This is a genomic window from Streptomyces sp. NPDC031100 (genome assembly GCF_055570785.1).
Window position 1 is genome coordinate 316,116 of sequence record NZ_JBVIGN010000005.1, and the last position, 18,105, is coordinate 334,220.

Genomic DNA, 18,105 nt, shown 5'->3' on the forward strand with positions numbered 1-18,105 from the left:
ATTGAAACCCCTAGATCACAATGACTGTCAAGGTGTGTCGTCGGTCACCCGGTGCGCTCCCTCTCGCACGGAGGGGATACCCACTCAACGTGATTCAGAAGCGGCTTGTTCCTTGTCGGGGACGGTCAAAACCCTTCAGGACTGGCAGGAGTTGTCCGTTCCGGGCCGGTCGTCCGGTACGCAGGCAGGCGTGAGGACGCTTGTTGCGATCATCACGCAGAGCGACGGTCCGGGATGGTCGGCGTCACCGTTGGGCGGCCTGAAATGTTCGCCCCGGTCTCCGGGGGCTCCCATCCTCGGTCGCGCGCTCGTACCCAAGAGGGTACGGGAGGAAACCCCATACCGGTCGACCCCGGCCGGAATGCGGGCGGAGGTAGGGTCGAGGTGTTCAACAGCCGCTGGAGCGGACCCGGCTGGCGTTCGCGCCGGGAGCGCCGCCCGGCGAACCGACGGCAGGAGAGATGACCGTGCAGCAGGAGGCCCCGGGCGGCGAGGCGCTGGAGGTCTGGATCGACCAGGACCTGTGTACCGGCGACGGAATCTGCGTCCAGTACGCGCCCGAGGTGTTCGAGCTGGACATCGACGGGCTGGCCTATGTGAAGGGCGCGGACGACGTGCTGCTCCAGGACCGGGGGGCCACGACGCCGGTGCCGCTTCCGCTGCTCGCGGACATCGTGGACTCGGCGAAGGAGTGTCCCGGCGAGTGCATCCACGTACGCCGGGTTTCGGACAGGGTGGAGGTGTACGGGCCCGACGCGGAGTGAGTCCCGGTCGGGCCCGGGTGGGTCGGACGTCAGACGCCGTGGGCCCCGGCCGGGGTGGAGCGGAGGAACGCGCTGCCGTTCCACTGCCACTTGGCCGGGGTCTTCACGTCGGGGCAGCAACTGGGCACGTCGGCCGAGGAGTAGCCGAGCAGGGTGGCGCTGACGGCCCGCGCGCGCAGGGCGAAGTCGGTGACGGTCAGCCGGTCCTTGGGCTCGACGAGCGTGGCGACCACGCGGGCCGTGCCACCGTCCGCTCCCCGGGTCAGGACGTAGACCCCGTCCGGCGGGGTGCCCATGGGGGCGTCGCAGTGCACGACCGCGACGGTTTCCGGCCTGCCGTCCCCGTCCAGGTCGCCGGTGGCCTGCTTCACGACCACGGCCTTCACCGGGCCGCACTCGAGGGGGAAGTCCACGCCCGTCGTGCTGGGCGGTGCGACGGCGGCGGGGGCCGACTTGGCTTCGGTGCCGGGGGCGGGCTGGGCTGCCGTGGCCGATCCGGGCTGCACGACGGAGGACAGAGCGATCACACCGGCGACCGCGGTGGCTGTGGCGACCCAGTGGATGGGCCGGGTGTGCGTGTGGGCGAGCTCCGGAACGGCGGATTGCTGCACTAGGAGTGTCTCCTGTGAGGGCTGTGCCGGTGGGGGTGGCCAGCATGGTGCCACACGTCACAGTGCGGGGGAACGGCGGGGTCCGTACGGGATTCCCGCAGGCACGGTACGGGATTCCCGCGGGCGAGGGGCGCTCACGCGCGCGGGGTCGTACGGATCCTCGTTCCGGATCAACGGACGGGCGCCGTGGCAGAGTTCCCGGAGTCGGTCGGGGAACTCTGCCGCGGCGCCCTTGCGTTGTGCTCGGCGGGGGAGGTCAGCGGCCGGCGCCGCCGTCGGCGTTGGGGCCGGCGTAGTCCTCGCCGTAGGCGCCCTTGGCGGGGCGGCGGCGGCGCATGGGGGGCTCGACGCCGTCGGCGAGGCGACGGGCGGTCAGCAGGAAGCCGGTGTGGCCGATCATCCGGTGGTCCGGGCGGACGGCCAGGCCCTCGATGTGCCAGTTGCGGATCATCGTCTCCCAGGCGGTCGGCTCGTTGAAGCAGCCGATCTCGCGGATGGATTCGACGGTCCGGGCGAGCTGGGTGGTGGTGGCCACGTAGCAGCACAGGATGCCGCCGGGGACCAGCGCCTTGGAGACGGCCTCCAGGCACTCCCAGGGGGCGAGCATGTCCAGGATGACGCGGTCCACGTCGGTGTCGGACAGGTTGTCCTGGAGGTCGCCGACGGTGAGCCGCCAGGCGGGGTGCGGGCCGCCGAAGTAGCGCTCCACGTTCTGCTGGGCGATCTCGGCGAAGTCCTCGCGGCGCTCGTAGGAGTGCAGCATGCCCTGGTCGCCGATGGCGCGCAGCAGGAAGCTGCTGAGCGAGCCGGAGCCGACGCCGGCCTCCACGACGCGGGCGCCGGGGAAGATGTCGGCGAAGGCGAGGATCTGCCCCGCGTCCTTCGGGTAGACGACGGCTGCCCCGCGGGGCATGGACAGGACGTAGTCGGGGAGCAGGGGGCGCAGCGCGAGGTAGGCCACGTTGCCGGTGGTGCGGACAACGCTGCCCTCGGGAGCACCGATCAGTTCGTCGTGCGGGAAGGAGCCCTTGTGGGTGTGGAAGTTCTTCCCGGCTTCGAGCGTGAACGTGTAGTGGCGGCCCTTGGGGTCGGTCAGCTGAACCTGGTCCCCGACCTTGAAGGGCCCGCGCCTGCGGGCGGCACCGGTCGGTTCGGACATGTGAACAGACTACCGGCACCTGAGGAGGCCGCCGACCACTAGGAGGGCCTGGCCATGGCCTTCACGAAGGCGCGCTCGACGTCGGCGGCGGACAGGACGCCGTAGATCTCGCCGGTCTCCTCGACCACCAGGTACTCGGTCGCCGGGGCGGCCCGCAGGGCGTCCAGCAGTTCCTCCCCCGCCAGCTCGGCGGAGACCCGCATGCCGTCGGTCAGGTCCTGGGCGAGGCCGCTGACCGCCACCCAGGGGCGGCGGTGCTCGGGTACGCCGACGATGGCGGCCTCGCGCACGAGGGAGAGGGGGTTGCCGTCGGCGTCGACGATCACCAGGGCGCGGGCGCCGGCGGCGTTGGCGCGGCGCAGGGCCTCGGAGAGCGGGGTGTCGGTCTGTACGGGTACGGCCCGCCGGGTCAGGGTGCGGGCGCGCAGCTCGGGGAGGTGCTCGCGCAGGCGGGCCATGCGCAGGCTGTTGCCGGCGCCGGTCCAGATGATCGCGGCGAGGATGGCGGCGAGCAGCGCGTCGGTGACGGTGTCCATGCCGCTGATCTCCTCGTTGCCGCCGCCGAGTGCTCCGGACTGGTTGAGCAGCGGGAGGCCGACCAGGACGGAGAGGGCGAGGGCGCGGCCGACCCAGGCGGCGGCGACGGTGCCGCTCATGGGCCTGCCGGTGATCTTCCAGACGACGGCGCGGAGCATGCGGCCGCCGTCCAGGGGGAGGCCGGGCAGCAGGTTGAAGACGGCGACGATGAGGTTGGAGATCATCAGGCCGGCCAGCAGGACGCCCGGGACGGTGTCGGGCTCCACCGGTCTCATGGCGACGTAGAACAGCCCGGCGAGGACGAGCGAGAAGAGCGGCCCGACGAAGGCCAGGACGAACTCCCGGCCCGGGGTCTCGGCCTCCTTCTCGATCTCCGAGACGCCGCCGAAGAACTGGAGCTGGATGCGGCGGACGGGCAGCTTGAAGCGGATCGCGGCGACCGTGTGGGCCAGTTCGTGGACCAGGACGGAGGCGTAGAAGGCGACGGCGAAGAACAGGGACACCAGGTAGCGGGCGGCGCCCAGTTCCGGCAGCACGCGGTCGAGCTGGCCGCCGAAGACCCAGGTGATCAGCGCGGCGACGAGGAACCAGCTCGGCGCGACGTACACCGGCACACCGAAGAGACGGCCCATCAGCAGCCCGCCACCGGGTTCCTCGGAGCGCGGCCGCGGCGGCTCGCCCTTGGCGATCCCGGAGTGGGCGAGGGACCGGGGCTCGTCGTACCCGGCCCGGCCTCCAGCACCGTCCGCCTCTCCCCCGCCCCGCACCTGCGGCCTCACATCCGGGGCTTCCTCAGGGGCGGCCGGGCGCGCTTCTTGCGGAGCCTCGTCGGTCCTCGTCTCCGCGCTCGCGTCCTCCGCGTCCTCGCGGGCCCTCGGCTCCCGATGCACGGCCTGGACGTCATCGCCGGTCACCGGCTCCGGGGACGCGGCTCGGGTGTCATCGCCGGTCGTCGGCTCGGGGTCTGCGGTCTGCCTGGTCTCGTCGGGCTTCGGGTGCGGGTCCGTGGTGGCTGCGTACTCGTCCGTGCCCTGGGCTGTGGCCCCGTCCCGGGGTGCGAGCGGCGTGTGGTCCGGGGGGTTCGGGGCGTCGTGGGGCTCCGGACCGGGGTGGTCCGTGGGGTCGGTCGCCGGGGTCGTCGGACCTGCGGGGTGCTCGGTCGGCTCTTCTTTGCCGGACCGCGGTTGCCCGCTCCCGCCGCTCACGTCCACGGTGTCCCCTCGTTCGAAGCGTCTTCCGCGCCTGCCGGGCGGAAGGGTCTGGTGTCGATGGTATGCGGCCGTGGTGACACGTTCCGCCCCGGCACCCCTTGTGTTTGCCCCGCCGTCGGACGGCCGACGCGGCCCGCGGCTGGGTCACTGTCAGTGCCGGGCCGTATGGTCTGTGGTCATGGACAGCAGCAGCGAGGACGCGGGGGCCCTGCCGGGCGCGGTCGAGGAAGCCTCCGGTGCCGGCGGCGAGGCGGTCGGTGAGCGTGTGGTCGTCGCGCCCACCTCCTTGTCCCCTTCCCGGGCCGGTGACTTCATGCAGTGTCCCTTGCTGTATCGGTTCCGGGTGATCGACCGGCTGCCGGAGAAGCCGAGTGAGGCGGCGACCCGGGGGACGCTGGTGCATGCCGTGCTGGAGCGACTGTTCGACGCTCCCGCAGCGGAACGGACTGCGCCGCGGGCCAAGGCGTTGATCCCCGGGCAGTGGGACCGGCTGCGGGAGAACAGGCCGGAGGTCGGCGAGCTGTTCGCCGACGATCCGGAGGGCGAGCGGCTCGCGCGCTGGCTCGGCGAGGCCGAGCAGCTCGTGGAGCGCTGGTTCACGCTGGAGGACCCGTCGCGGCTGGAGCCCGCCGAGCGGGAGCTGTTCGTGGAGGCCGAGCTGGACTCGGGGCTGCGGCTGCGCGGGATCATCGACCGGGTGGACGTGGCGCCCACCGGCGAGGTGCGGATCGTCGACTACAAGACGGGCAAGGCGCCGCGGCCGGAGTACACGGAGGGCGCGCTCTTCCAGATGAAGTTCTACGCCCTGGTGGTGTGGCGGCTGAAGCGGGTCGTCCCGCGCCGGCTGCAGCTGGTCTATCTCGGCAGCGGCGACGTGCTGACCTACGACCCCGTCCTCGCCGACCTGGAGCGTGTGGAGCGCAAGCTGCTCGCCCTGTGGGAGGCCATCCGGCAGGCCACGGAGACCGGTGAGTGGCGGCCGCGGCCGACCAAGCTGTGCGGCTGGTGCGACCACCAGGCGCACTGCCCGGAGTTCGGCGGCACTCCCCCGCCCTATCCGCTTCCGGTGAGGGCGCCCGAGTCGGGTGGCGTGCCGCAGGGCAGAATGGGGCGGGACTAGCGAAGGAGTGTCACGTGGCCATCCGCGTCCTACTGGTCGACGACCAGCCGTTGCTGCGTACCGGTTTCCGGATGATCCTGGAGGCCGAGCAGGATCTCGCGGTCGTGGGCGAGGCCGGTGACGGTCTGCAGGCCCTCGACCAGGTGCGTGCCCTGCAGCCGGATGTCGTGCTCATGGATATCCGGATGCCGCGGATGGACGGGGTGGAGGCGACCCGGCAGATCAGCGGGCCGGGCCGGGACGGCCCGGCGAAGGTGCTGGTGCTGACCACCTTCGACCTGGACGAGTACGTGGTGGAGGCGCTGCGGGCCGGGGCGAGCGGCTTCCTGCTCAAGGACGCGCCCGCCAACGAGCTGGTGCAGGCGATCCGGGTCGTCGCCGCCGGTGAGGCCATGCTGGCGCCGAGCATCACCCGCCGTCTGCTGGACAAGTACGCCACGCATCTGCCCTCCGGCGAGGAGCCCGTGCCGGACACCCTGCACACCCTCACCGATCGCGAGGTGGAGGTGCTGAAGCTGGTGGCGCGCGGGCTGTCCAACGCCGAGATCGCCGCCGACCTGTTCGTCAGCGAGACCACGGTCAAGACGCATGTCGGGCACGTCCTGACCAAGCTGGGCCTCAGGGACCGGGTGCAGGCCGCGGTGTATGCGTACGAGAGCGGCCTGGTGCGGCCCGGCGCGCAACAGTAGGACGTGTACGCAGCAGAGGGCGCTGCTTCCTCCCAAGGAAGCAGCGCCCTCTGCGTATGTACCGCTCAGCCCTTGTTGAGTTCCCAGAACCGGAACACCGTCGAGGCGTCCAGGCAGTACTCCAGGCCGTAGACGCCGTCACGGACCACCGCGTACTGCTTGGCCTGCCAGACCGGCAGCACGGGCAGCTCGTCGGCGACGATGTCCTGGAGCTTCCCGAAGTCCGCGTCGGTCGCCGAACGGTCGCTCTGTGCGGCCGTGCCGGGGATGAGGGAGCCGGTGATCGTGCTGTTGTCGTAGTTGTTGTCCAGCACGTTGCCCTTGCCGAAGAAGGGTGCCGTGAAGTTGTCGGCGTCCGGGTAGTCGGGCACCCAGCCCTTCACGTACACGCCGTACTTGCCCTGGGCGATGTCCTTCTCGTACTCGTCGAAGGCGACGGACTTCACGTCGGCCTGGAACAGTCCGCTCGCGTTGAGCTGGGCGGCGATGGCCTTCAGCTCCTCGTCGGTGGCGGGGCCGTAGCGGGACGGCGTGGAGTGGAGCGTGAGCTTCACCTTGCCGGTGATGCCCTCGGCGCGCAGCGCGGCGGCGGCCTTGGCCCTGGAGGGGCGGGCGCCGTAGGTGTCGAAGAAGGCCGTGTTGTGGCCCGCGATGCCCGCCGGGATGATCGAGTACAGGGGGGTGGCGGTGCCCTGGTAGACGTTGCTGACCAGGGCGTCCCGGTCGAGGAGGTAGGCCATGGCCTTGCGGACGCCGAGTTTGCCGGCCACCGGGTCCTTCATGTTGAAGACCAGGTGCTGGACCTCGGCGCTGCTGCCCTCGATGACGTCGACGCCCTTGCTGCCGTCCTGCTTGTCGAGGTCGGCGATGTCGGTCGCGGTCAGACCGCGGTAGGCGAGGTCGATGTCACCGCCTTCCAGGGCCTTCTTCAGGGCGGTCCGGTCGCCGTGGAAGAACTTCAGGGTGACGCCGGAGTTCTTGACCTTGGCCGTGCCCCGGTAGTGGGAGTTGACCGAGAAGACGGCCTCGTCCTTGTCGAAGGAGTCCAGCTTGTAGGGCCCGGAGCCGACGGCCTTGTCGTCGGTGCGCAGGCCGTTCGCGTCGTACTGCCGGTGGTCGACGATGGAGCCGGCACCGGAGGCGATCTTGCTGGGGAAGGTGGCGTCCGGGACCTTGAGCCGGAAGACGACCGTCTTCGCGTCCGGGGTCTCGACCTTGTCGAGCATCGGGAACATGATGGCCGGACCCGCGCTGTCGGCGATCTTCAGCATGCGGTCGAAGGAGAACTTCACGTCCTTCGAGGTGAGGGCGTCACCGTTGCTGAACGTCAGGCCGTCCTTGAGCTCGCACTTGTACACCATCGCCCGGCTGTCGGTGAAGGTGCAGTCCTTCGCCGCCTCCGGCTCGGGCTGCGTACCGCCCTTGGGGAAGCCGAGCAGCGACTGGAAGACGTTGTTGAACAGCAGCCAGGAGCCGGGGTCGTAACCGGAGGCCGGGTCCGTGGCGAGGACGTCGTCGGACATCCCCATCACCACGGAGGAGCCGGTACCTCCGGAGTCGCCGCTCTCGGAGCCGCAGCCCGTCAACAGGCCGGAGGCCAGCCCGGCCACGATCGGCAGGACTGGCCACTGGTTGCGCATGTTCACTCTGTGCCTTGTCGTCGGTTCGTCAGTCCGGAGCCCCCGTTGCATGCCCCGGACATCCGGGGCCCCCGTTGCGTGCCCCGGACAGAGAGAGCCGTCAGCCGCTCACACCGCGGCCGAGCTCCCACAGCTGAAGCGTCGAGGAGGAGTTGAGCGCGTAGGAGACGCCCGTGATGTTGTCCCGTGCGGCGACGTACTGCTTGCCCTGCCACAGCGGCAGCACGGGGACGTCCTCGGCGACGATGTCCTGGATCTCGGTCAGGCTCTTGGCGGCGTTGAGCCGGTCGGCCTCGCGGCGGGACTCCGGGATCAGCGAGCGCTGGATGGTGCTGTTGGAGTACGGCGAGCCGAGGAAGTTGTCCTTGTCGAGGAAGGGCGCGATGTAGTTGTCGGCGTCCGGGAAGTCGGGGAACCAGCCCATGCCGTAGACGTCGTACTGGCCCTTCCGCTCGGCGGGCCGGAAGGTCGCCCAGGGGTGGCCCTGGATGCTGACGTCGAACAGGCCGGTGTCGTTGAGCTGCTTCTGCAGGATCTCGAACTCCTGCTTGGTGGCCGAGCCGTAGTGGTCGGTCGTGTAGTGCAGCGTCAGCTTCACCGGGGTGCTGATGCCGGCCTTGCTCAGCAGGTCCTTCGCCTTGGCGACGCTGGGGTTGCCGTACTTGTTGAAGAACGAGTTGGAGTGGCCCGTGAGGGTCGCCGGGACCAGCGAGTACAGCGGCTCGGCCTGGGTGCCGTAGACCTTGGAGACGAGTTCGCCGCGGTTGATGACCTGGGCCATGGCCTGGCGGACGGCCTTGGTCTTGACGGTGGAGGCGTTGGTGTTGAAGGCCAGGTAGCGGATCTCCAGGCCCGGCATGTCGACCAGGTCGACGTTCGCGTCGCCGCCGCCGTCGAGCTTGTCGATCTGGGAGGGCGACATGGTCCGGCTCATGACGTCGATGTCGCCGTTGTCGATCGCGTCGGCCATGGCCTTCGCGTCGTCGTAGGAGCGCATCACGACCTCGCCGTTGTTCACCTTCAGACTGCCCTTGTACGAGGGGTTCTTGGTGAAGGTGGCGCTGACGACCGCGTTGTCCTTGACCTCGGCCTTGTAGGTGTACGGGCCGGAGCCGTCGACCTCGAAGCCGTCGCGCAGCTTGTCCTTCTCGTAGTCCTTGGGGTCGATGATGCCGGCGACCGGAGTGGACAGCTTGTACGGGAAGGTGGCGTCGGCCGTCTTGAGGTGGAAGATGACCTCGCGCTCGCCCTGGGTCTCGATCGTGTCGATGGTGTTCAGCAGGGCGGCGACACCACTGTCGGCCTTGATGCGCAGGGCACGCTCGATGGAGTACTTGACGTCCTCGGCGGTGACCGTGTCGCCGCCTGCGAACTTCAGGCCGTCGCGCAGCTTGCAGGCGTAGCGCTCGTTGCCGCTGTCGGTGAAGGAGCAGCTCTCGGCCGCCTCCGGCACCGGGTCACCCTCGCCCTTGGGCTGGGTCATCAGGGTCTGCACGGTCTGGCGCAGGACGTTCCAGGTGCCGACGTCGTAGGCGTAGGCCGGGTCGAGGGGCGCCGGCGCATCGCTCGTGGCGGTGAACCGGTCCGTGGTACCGACGACGATGGCATCCCCGCTCTTGCTCCCGCTGCCGGATCCGCCGCACGCGGCCAGAACCGGCGTCAGCAGGCCGGCCACTGCCGGCAGCACCAAAGTCTTGCGGTTCATGCGGGGGTTTCTCCAGAGCTGTTCGATTCCGTGTACCCGGCATGCAGGGGTGGCGCGGCGGATCACGGGGGTTGCGGCGATGTTCTCGCGACGAGATTAGTCCGCGCCCGCACGAGGGTTCACAGCCGCGTGAGTTGAGGCCCCATCACGCAGTGAAACCGGGTGTGGACACACCGAAAACCCGACAGCGGCAGGATTGGCGCAGCCTTCCACCAATCGGGACACAAGGGCACGCCCGACAGCACCCGACAGGGCCGGTCAGCACACCCGGGCAACGTTGTCGAGCCCCAAAGGCGTGGCGAACATCACACTTCCAACCGGATTGGTGGTGAACGGAATTCAGCCGGTCGGCCTGCTTCGAATTCCGCGTGGGTGTACTTCCCCGGAATTTTGTCCAGCCCGCCCAATGCGCTTTGCACGCTGGGTGAACGGCTAGCGCATTTCCGTCATCAGGCCACGCAGAAATGCCAGGTCGACCTCTTCGAGTGAGGTCACGACCGTACGCCGGTCGGTCGGCGGGATGGGCGCCACCGAGGGCACGGCGACCACCCGGCAGCCGGCCGCTTCGGCGGCCTCGACGCCGGTCGTGGTGTCCTCGATCACCGCGCACCTGGCCGGATCGGCACCGAGCCCGGCGGCGGCGAGCAGATACGGGTCCGGGTACGGCTTGGTGCGCGACACCTCGTCGCCGGCCACGGTCAGGGCGAAGTGCTGGGGGCCCAGGGAGGCCAGCACCCGGTCGATGATGCGCCGGTGGGAGGCGGAGACCAGGGCGGTCGGGATCTCGAACTCGTACAGCTCGGCGAGCAGCCGGGCGGCGCCGGGCATCAGCGGCAGGGCGCGGTCGATACGGTCCTCGAACCCTTCGTTGAGCAGGGTCGTGAGCTCGGCGAGGGTGATGTCGGCGCCGGTGGCCTCGATCAGGAACCCCGCGCTGCGGGTCATGGGACCGCCGACCACGACGTGGCGCCATGTTTCGTCCAGGGTGTGGCCGAGGGCGGCGAAGACCTCCACCTCGACGTCCCACCAGAAGCCCTCGGTGTCCACCAGGGTGCCGTCCATGTCGAGGAGCACCGCCTGCAGGGCGGAGCCTTCGGCTGTACGGGTTCCGAGCGCGGGGACCGTGCTGGTCATCCTGGCGCACCTCCTTGAGGGACGACCAGGCCGGTTCCCACGAAGGAAACCGGCCTGCGATGGACCGACCAGTGTACGACTTATCCGATCAGTGCGCTGTGCGGCACGCCTCACCGTGCATTGAAGTACTTCGCCTCCGGGTGGTGGATCACGATCGCGTCGGTGGACTGTTCGGGGTGGAGCTGGAACTCCTCGGACAGGTGGACGCCGATCCGCTCGGGACGGAGCAGTTCGGCGATCTTGGCGCGGTCCTCCAGGTCGGGGCAGGCGCCGTAGCCGAGGGAGAAGCGGGCACCCCGGTACTTCAGGGCGAACATGTCCTCGATGTCGGCCGGGTCCTCGCCGGCGAAGCCGAGTTCGGCGCGGACGCGGGCGTGCCAGTACTCGGCGAGTGCCTCGGCCAACTGCACGGACAGGCCGTGCAGTTCGAGGTAGTCGCGGTAGGAGTTCGACGCGAAGAGTTTGGCCGTCTCCTCGCCGATGCGGGAGCCGACGGTGACGACCTGCAGGCCGACCACGTCCGTCTCCCCCGACTCCTCCGGGCGGAAGAAGTCGGCCAGGCACAGCCGGCGGCCGCGGCGCTGGCGGGGGAAGGTGAACCGGGTGCGCTCGTTGCCCCGTTCGTCCAGGATGATCAGGTCGTCGTCCTTGGAGACACAGGGGAAGTAGCCGTAGACGACGGCCGCTTCGAGCAGGTTCTCGGTCTGGAGCTTGTCGAGCAGGCCGCGCAGCCGCGGGCGGCCCTCGGTCTCCGCCAGCTCCTCGTAGGAGGGACCGTCCCCGGTGCGGGCCTGCTTGAGCCCCCACTGGCCCTTGAACAGCGCGCCCTCGTCCAGCCAGCTCGCGTACTCCTTGAGCTGGATGCCCTTGATGACCCGGGTGTCCCAGAACGGCGGGGTCGGCACGGGGTTGTCGGTGGCGACGTCGGAACGGACGTGCCCCTCCTGCGGACGCTCCTCGGCCTGGACCGCGGCCGCCGCCCGTACCCGGCGCTGCTTGAGCTCGGGCAGCTTTGCCCCGGGCACACCCCGCTTGACGCCGATCAGGGCGTCCATCAGACGCAGCCCCTCGAAGGCGTCGCGGGCGTAGCGGACCTCGCCCTCGTAGATCTCGTGCAGGTCCTGCTCGACGTAGGCGCGGGTCAGGGCGGCGCCGCCGAGGATGACCGGGAAGCGGGCGGCGAGGCCGCGCTGGTTGAGCTCCTCCAGGTTCTCCTTCATGATCACCGTGGACTTGACCAGCAGGCCGGACATGCCGATGACGTCGGCGCGGTGCTCCTCGGCGGCCTCCAGGATCGCGGAGACCGGCTGCTTGATGCCCAGGTTGACCACGTTGTAGCCGTTGTTGGACAGGATGATGTCGACCAGGTTCTTGCCGATGTCGTGCACGTCGCCGCGCACGGTCGCCAGCACGATGGTGCCCTTGCCCTCGGCGTCCGACTTCTCCATGTGCGGTTCGAGGTAGGCGACGGCCGACTTCATGACCTCGGCGGACTGGAGCACGAACGGCAGCTGCATCTGGCCCGAGCCGAACAGTTCACCGACGACCTTCATGCCGTCCAGGAGGGTGTCGTTGACGATGTCCAGGGCGGGGCGGGTTTCCAGGGCCGTGTCGAGGTCGGCCTCCAGGCCGTTGCGCTCGCCGTCGATGATGCGGCGCTTGAGCCGCTCCTCCAGCGGCAGGGCGGCCAGCTCCTCGGCCTTGCCCGCCTTCAGGGACTTGGCGGTGGCGCCCTCGAAGAGCTGCATGAGCTTCTGGAGGGGGTCGTAGCCCTCGGCGCGGCGGTCGTAGATCAGGTCGAGTGCGGTGCCGACCTGCTCCTCGTCGAAGCGGGCGATCGGCAGGATCTTCGAGGCGTGCACGATCGCCGAGTCCAGGCCGGCCTTCACGCACTCGTCCAGGAAGACGGAGTTCAGCAGGATCCGCGCGGCGGGGTTGAGGCCGAAGGAGATGTTCGACAGGCCCAGCGTGGTCTGCACCGCCGGGTGCCGCTTCTTCAGCTCGCGGATCGCCTCGATGGTGGCGATGCCGTCCTTGCGGGACTCCTCCTGGCCCGTGCAGATGGTGAAGGTCAGGGTGTCGACGAGGATGTCCTCCTCGCGGATGCCCCAGTTCCCCGTCAGGTCGTCGATCAGCCGTTCGGCGATCTCGACCTTCTTCTCGGGGGTGCGGGCCTGGCCCTCCTCGTCGATGGTCAGCGCGATCAGCGCGGCGCCGTGCTCCTGGGCCAGCCCGGTGACCTTGGCGAACCGGGACTCGGGTCCGTCGCCGTCCTCGTAGTTGACCGAGTTGATCACCGCGCGGCCGCCGAGCTTCTCCAGGCCCGCCCGGATGACGTCGACCTCGGTGGAGTCCAGGACGATCGGCAGGGTGGAGGCGGTGGCGAAGCGGCCGGCCAGCTCCTCCATGTCGGCGACGCCGTCGCGGCCGACGTAGTCCACGCACAGGTCGAGCATGTGCGCGCCCTCGCGGATCTGCTCGCGCGCCATCTCCACACAGTCGTCCCAGCGGGCGTCCAGCATGGCCTCGCGGAACTTCTTGGAGCCGTTGGCATTGGTGCGCTCGCCGATCGCCAGGTAGGAGGTGTCCTGGCGGAACGGGACCGTCTGGTAGAGGGAGGCCGCGCCCGGCTCGGGCTGCGGGTGCCGCTGGGGCGGGGTGAGGCCCCGCACGCGCTCCACGACCTGCCGCAGGTGCTCGGGGGTCGTGCCGCAGCAGCCGCCGACCAGCGAGAGGCCGTACTCGCGGACGAAGGTCTCCTGCGCGTCGGCCAGCTCCGGCGCGGTCAGCGGGTAGTGGGCGCCGTCCTTGCCGAGGACCGGCAGGCCCGCGTTCGGCATGCAGGACAGCGGGATACGGGCGTTGCGGGCGAGGTAGCGCAGGTGCTCGCTCATCTCGGCCGGGCCGGTGGCGCAGTTCAGGCCGATCATGTCGATGCCGAGCGGCTCCAGCGCGGTGAGGGCCGCGCCGATCTCGGAGCCGAGGAGCATGGTTCCGGTGGTCTCGACGGTGACGGACACGATGACCGGCAGGTCCAGGCCCAGGGCGGTAAGCCCCCGGCGGGCGCCGAGCACGGCCGCCTTGGTCTGCAGCAGGTCCTGGGTGGTCTCCACGAGCAGCGCGTCGGCGCCGCCGGCGACCAGGCCCTCGGCGTTGCGCTGGTAGGCGTCGCGCAGGGTGGTGTAGGGGGCGTGGCCGAGGGTGGGCAGCTTGGTGCCGGGGCCGATGGAGCCGAGGACCCAGCGGGGCCGGCCGTCCTCGGCGGTGAACTCGTCAGCGACCTCGCGGGCCACGCGGGCGCCCGCCTCGGACAGCTCGTGGACGCGGTCGGCGATGTCGTACTCGGCCGCGGCCGAGTGGTTGGCCCCGAAGGTGTTGGTCTCGACGCAGTCGACGCCCACGGCGAAGTACGCCTCGTGGACGGAACGGACGATGTCGGGGCGGGTGAGGTTGAGAATCTCGTTGCAGCCCTCGAGATTCTGGAAGTCCTCGAGCGTCGGCTCCTGGGCCTGGAGCATCGTGCCCATCGCTCCGTCGGCGACCACCACACGGGTGGCGAGCGCCTCTCGGAGCGCGGACACACGGGTCCGGCTGTCGGCGGAAGGGGTCGTTGGCAACGAGGCCATGAAGGGGCTCCCTGGGATGCGACGGCTGTCGGCTATGCGCCTTCCCCGGCAGGGCCGGGCGAGGGGCACGGCGCCAGAGTAACCGGGAGTGAGCTTGGATGGGCACCGGCGTCCACGAGGCGGACGCCGGGCGCCGACCCGGACGGCCGAGCTGCCACGCGCAGGTCACGGGAGATGTAACAGGTGTCGACCGTTTATTAGCGGGAGGTCGACGTCGACCGGTAGTGTTCGACATTGCCGAACGTCGTTGACGATGGTGTACGGCAGTACCTGGCAGGGCCCGGCAGTTCCCGCCGGCGGCTGCCGACATGGCGAAGAGGACGGAGGCAGGACGGCGATGGCACGGAACATCCAGTCGCTCGAACGGGCGGCCGCGATGCTGCGGCTGCTCGCGGGCGGCGAGCGACGGCTGGGCCTGTCGGACATCGCCTCGTCGCTGGGCCTCGCCAAGGGCACGGCCCACGGCATCCTGCGCACCCTCCAGCAGGAGGGGTTCGTCGAACAGGACGACGCCTCCGGCCGCTATCAGCTGGGCGCCGAGCTGCTGCGCCTGGGCACCACCTATCTGGATGTGCACGAGCTGCGGGCGCGGGCCCTGGTGTGGACCGACGACCTGGCCCGCTCCAGCGGGGAGAGCGTGTATCTGGGCGTCCTGCACCAGCAGGGCGTGCTGATCGTGCACCACGTCTTCCGGCCCGACGACAGCCGGCAGGTGCTGGAGATAGGGGCCATGCAGCCGCTGCACTCCACGGCCCTGGGCAAGGTGCTGTCGGCGTACGACCCGGTGGCGCACAGCGAGGCCCTGGAGGCCGATCGCAAACCCTTCACGGAGCGCACGGTGTGCGGCCTGGAGGAGTTCGAGCACCTTCTCGACATCACGCGCGCGCGTGGGTACGCGGCGGACGTGGAGGAGACCTGGGAGGGCGTGGCCTCGATCGCCGCCCCCATCCACGACCGGCGCCGGATGCCCGTGGGCGCGGTCGGCATCACCGGCGCCGTGGAACGGATCGGCCGGGACGGCGAGGTGCGCCCCGAGCTGATCGCGGCAGTGCGGGACTGTGCCCGCGCGGTCTCCCGCGACCTGGGCGCGGGGCGTTTCTGAGCGGCCGCTGAGCCGCTGACCAGCAGTGACCCACCGGGGGACGACCGGGACGCAGGGCGGCGTTCCGGTTCTCGCCCTACCCTGAGATGGACATATTGGGTCATAAGGCACGTCAGCGCATGAAGAGCGATAACCGGCAGCGATCAATAACGATCCTGTTTTCGATAACAGAACCCTTGACGCATGCGTAAGCCGAAGCAAGACTCCCGTCCATCGGTCGGCATTGTCGAACACCTACCGGCAATACGCGCTAGAGTGTGACAACGCCAAGGGCCGGATTCGCTCTCACCCCCGAGGGCGCCAGAACCCCCGGCGGGACCCGGGGTTCGGCTTCCCTGGACGAAGGACAAAGGAGTCGCGGGTGTCCAGCTCCGACATCTTCATCGGCGAGACCATCGGTACCGCCATACTCATCCTGCTCGGTGGCGGCGTCTGCGCCGCCGTGACGCTGAAGGCCTCCAAGGCCCGTAACGCCGGTTGGCTCGCCATCACCTTCGGGTGGGGTTTCGCCGTGCTGACGGCCGTCTACACCTCGGCGCCGCTCTCCGGCGCCCACCTGAACCCGGCCGTTACGCTCGCGCTCGCGATCAAGGACAAGGACTTCAGCAACCTGCCCACCTACTGGGGCGGCCAGCTGCTCGGCGCCATGATCGGCGCGGCCCTGGTCTGGGTCGCCTACTACGGCCAGTTCCACGCGCACCTCACCGACAAGGAGATCGTCGGCGGTCCGGGGGCGCAGGCCACGGCGGCCAAGGCCGTCGAGGCCCAGGAGAAGGGGGCCGGCCCGGTCCTGGGCATCTTCTCCACCGGTCCGGAGATCCGGAACGCGGTGCAGAACCTCCTCACCGAGATCATCGGCACCGTGGTGCTGGTGCTCGCCGTCCTCACGCAGGGCCTGAACGACAAGGGCAACGGCCTGGGCACCCTGGGTGCCCTGATCACCTCGTTCGTGGTCGTCGGCATCGGCCTCTCGCTCGGCGGCCCGACCGGCTACGCGATCAACCCGGCCCGTGACCTCGGCCCGCGCATCGTGCACGCCCTCCTGCCTCTGCCCAACAAGGGCGGCTCCGACTGGAGCTACGCCTGGATCCCGGTGGTCGGTCCGCTGATCGGCGCCGCCGTCGCTGCAGGCATCTACAACGTCGCCTTTGCTTAGGAAGCACCGAGTCTTCGAGCACGCGCCGTACGTACAGCTTCATCACCACGGATCTTTCAGGAGCACACAGTGACCGACGCCCACACCGCAGGCCCGTTCATCGCGGCTATCGACCAGGGCACGACCTCCTCGCGCTGCATCGTCTTCGACAAGGACGGCCGGATCGTCTCCGTCGACCAGAAGGAGCACGAGCAGATCTTCCCGAAGCCGGGCTGGGTCGAGCACAACGCCAACGAGATCTGGACCAACGTCCAGGAGGTCGTCGCCGGAGCCATCCAGAAGGCCGGCATCACCCGCGACGACATCAAGGCCATCGGCATCACCAACCAGCGCGAGACCACCGTGCTGTGGGACAAGAACACCGGTGAGCCCGTCCACAACGCCATCGTCTGGCAGGACACCCGCACCGACGCCCTCTGCAAGGAGCTGGGCCGCAACGTCGGCCAGGACCGCTTCCGCCGCGAGACCGGCCTCCCGCTCGCGTCGTACTTCTCCGGCCCCAAGGCCCGCTGGCTGCTCGACCACGTCGACGGCCTGCGCGAGCGCGCCGAGGCGGGCGACATCCTCTTCGGCACCATGGACACCTGGGTCATCTGGAACCTGACCGGCGGTGTCAACGGCGGCCACCACGTCACCGACGTGACCAACGCCTCCCGCACCATGCTGATGAATCTGCACACCATGCAGTGGGACGAGAAGATCGCCGAGTCCATCGGTGTCCCGCTGGCGATCCTCCCGGAGATCCGCTCCTCCGCCGAGGTCTACGGCGAGGTCACCGGCGGCAAGCTGGGCGACCTGCTCGGCGGCATCCCGGTCGCCTCCGCGCTCGGCGACCAGCAGGCGGCCCTGTTCGGCCAGTGCTGCTTCGCCGAGGGCGAGACCAAGTCCACCTACGGCACCGGCACCTTCATGGTGATGAACACCGGTGACAAGATCATCAACTCCTACGCGGGCCTGCTGACCACGGTCGGCTACAAGATCGGCGAGCAGCCGACCGTGTACGCCCTGGAGGGCTCGATCGCCGTCACCGGCTCGCTGGTGCAGTGGATGCGCGACCAGATGGGCCTGATCTCCACCGCCGCCGAGATCGAGACGCTCGCGCTCTCGGTCGAGGACAACGGCGGCGCCTACTTCGTGCCGGCCTTCTCCGGTCTGTTCGCCCCGCACTGGCGCTCCGACGCCCGCGGTGTGATCGCCGGTCTGACCCGGTACGTCACCAAGGCGCACCTCGCGCGCGCCGTCCTGGAGGCCACCGCCTGGCAGACCCGGGAGATCGCCGACGCCATGGTCAAGGACTCCGGCGACGAGCTGGTGGCCCTGAAGGTCGACGGCGGCATGACCTCCAACAACCTGCTGATGCAGACCCTGGCGGACGTCCTGGACGCACCGGTGGTGCGCCCGATGGTCGCCGAGACCACCTGCCTCGGCGCCGCCTACGCCGCCGGTCTCGCCGTCGGCTTCTGGTCCAGCACCGACGAACTGCGCGCCAACTGGCGCCGGGCCGCCGAGTGGACCCCCCACATGGACGCGGAGACCCGCGACCGTGAGTACAAGAACTGGCTCAAGGCCGTCGACCGGACCATGGGCTGGATCGAGCACGAGAGCTGAGCCGATCAGACAGCTCTGACAGCTCTGACGAGGAGTAAGTACC

13 protein-coding genes are annotated in these 18,105 nt (G+C 69.7%); 6 read left to right on the forward strand and 7 right to left on the reverse strand.

Annotation, left to right across the window (positions count from 1 at the left end; genetic code table 11):
* Nucleotides 1–461: 461 nt before the first annotated feature.
* Complete coding sequence (locus ACZ5DS_RS17285; RefSeq protein ID WP_468238882.1) at nucleotides 462–764, forward strand: ferredoxin; 303 nt, start codon at nucleotides 462–464, stop codon at nucleotides 762–764.
* Nucleotides 765–793: 29 nt separating this feature from the next.
* Here ACZ5DS_RS17285 and ACZ5DS_RS17290 read toward each other — a convergent pair whose 3' ends face one another.
* The 3 genes from ACZ5DS_RS17290 to ACZ5DS_RS17300 form a co-directional block, all read right to left on the reverse strand.
* Complete coding sequence (locus ACZ5DS_RS17290; protein ID WP_468238884.1) at nucleotides 794–1,375, reverse strand: hypothetical protein; 582 nt, start codon at nucleotides 1,373–1,375, stop codon at nucleotides 794–796.
* A 256-nt stretch (nucleotides 1,376–1,631) separates the two neighbouring features.
* Complete coding sequence (locus ACZ5DS_RS17295; protein ID WP_384476017.1) at nucleotides 1,632–2,534, reverse strand: tRNA (adenine-N1)-methyltransferase; 903 nt, start codon at nucleotides 2,532–2,534, stop codon at nucleotides 1,632–1,634.
* Nucleotides 2,535–2,572: 38 nt separating this feature from the next.
* Nucleotides 2,573–4,282, reverse strand: a complete 1,710-nt coding sequence (locus ACZ5DS_RS17300) for a site-2 protease family protein (RefSeq protein WP_468238887.1) — start codon at nucleotides 4,280–4,282, stop codon at nucleotides 2,573–2,575.
* Between the two features lie 178 nt (nucleotides 4,283–4,460).
* Here ACZ5DS_RS17300 and ACZ5DS_RS17305 point away from each other — a divergent pair, with 178 nt between their 5' ends.
* On the forward strand, nucleotides 4,461–5,402 hold the full coding sequence (locus ACZ5DS_RS17305) for a RecB family exonuclease (protein ID WP_468238890.1): 942 nt from the start codon (nucleotides 4,461–4,463) through the stop codon (nucleotides 5,400–5,402).
* Between the two features lie 14 nt (nucleotides 5,403–5,416).
* Nucleotides 5,417–6,091, forward strand: a complete 675-nt coding sequence (locus ACZ5DS_RS17310; protein WP_468238892.1) for a response regulator — start codon at nucleotides 5,417–5,419, stop codon at nucleotides 6,089–6,091.
* Between the two features lie 65 nt (nucleotides 6,092–6,156).
* On the opposite strand, the gene ACZ5DS_RS17315 is transcribed toward ACZ5DS_RS17310, so the two are convergent.
* The 4 genes from ACZ5DS_RS17315 to metH all read right to left on the reverse strand — a co-directional run bounded on the left by ACZ5DS_RS17315 (nucleotide 6,157) and on the right by metH (nucleotide 14,196).
* A complete protein-coding gene (locus ACZ5DS_RS17315; protein WP_468238894.1) occupies nucleotides 6,157–7,737 on the reverse strand; it encodes an ABC transporter substrate-binding protein in 1,581 nt (526 codons plus the stop codon).
* A 94-nt stretch (nucleotides 7,738–7,831) separates the two neighbouring features.
* The gene (locus ACZ5DS_RS17320; RefSeq protein ID WP_468238897.1) at nucleotides 7,832–9,436 is read right to left on the reverse strand and encodes an ABC transporter substrate-binding protein; all 1,605 of its coding nucleotides are present in this window, start codon (nucleotides 9,434–9,436) and stop codon (nucleotides 7,832–7,834) included.
* A gap of 432 nt (nucleotides 9,437–9,868) precedes the next feature.
* Nucleotides 9,869–10,570, reverse strand: coding sequence for an HAD family hydrolase (locus ACZ5DS_RS17325; protein ID WP_468238899.1), 702 nt, complete (start codon nucleotides 10,568–10,570; stop codon nucleotides 9,869–9,871).
* Between the two features lie 110 nt (nucleotides 10,571–10,680).
* Nucleotides 10,681–14,196, reverse strand: coding sequence for a methionine synthase (gene metH, locus ACZ5DS_RS17330; protein ID WP_468238902.1), 3,516 nt, complete (start codon nucleotides 14,194–14,196; stop codon nucleotides 10,681–10,683).
* Between the two features lie 337 nt (nucleotides 14,197–14,533).
* Here metH and ACZ5DS_RS17335 point away from each other — a divergent pair, with 337 nt between their 5' ends.
* The 3 genes from ACZ5DS_RS17335 to glpK all read left to right on the forward strand — a co-directional run bounded on the left by ACZ5DS_RS17335 (nucleotide 14,534) and on the right by glpK (nucleotide 18,062).
* Complete coding sequence (locus tag ACZ5DS_RS17335) at nucleotides 14,534–15,298, forward strand: IclR family transcriptional regulator (protein WP_468238904.1); 765 nt, start codon at nucleotides 14,534–14,536, stop codon at nucleotides 15,296–15,298.
* Between the two features lie 361 nt (nucleotides 15,299–15,659).
* Nucleotides 15,660–16,454, forward strand: a complete 795-nt coding sequence (locus ACZ5DS_RS17340; protein WP_468238906.1) for an MIP/aquaporin family protein — start codon at nucleotides 15,660–15,662, stop codon at nucleotides 16,452–16,454.
* A 69-nt stretch (nucleotides 16,455–16,523) separates the two neighbouring features.
* Complete coding sequence (gene glpK / locus ACZ5DS_RS17345) at nucleotides 16,524–18,062, forward strand: glycerol kinase GlpK (protein ID WP_468238909.1); 1,539 nt, start codon at nucleotides 16,524–16,526, stop codon at nucleotides 18,060–18,062.
* Nucleotides 18,063–18,105 lie beyond the last annotated feature (43 nt).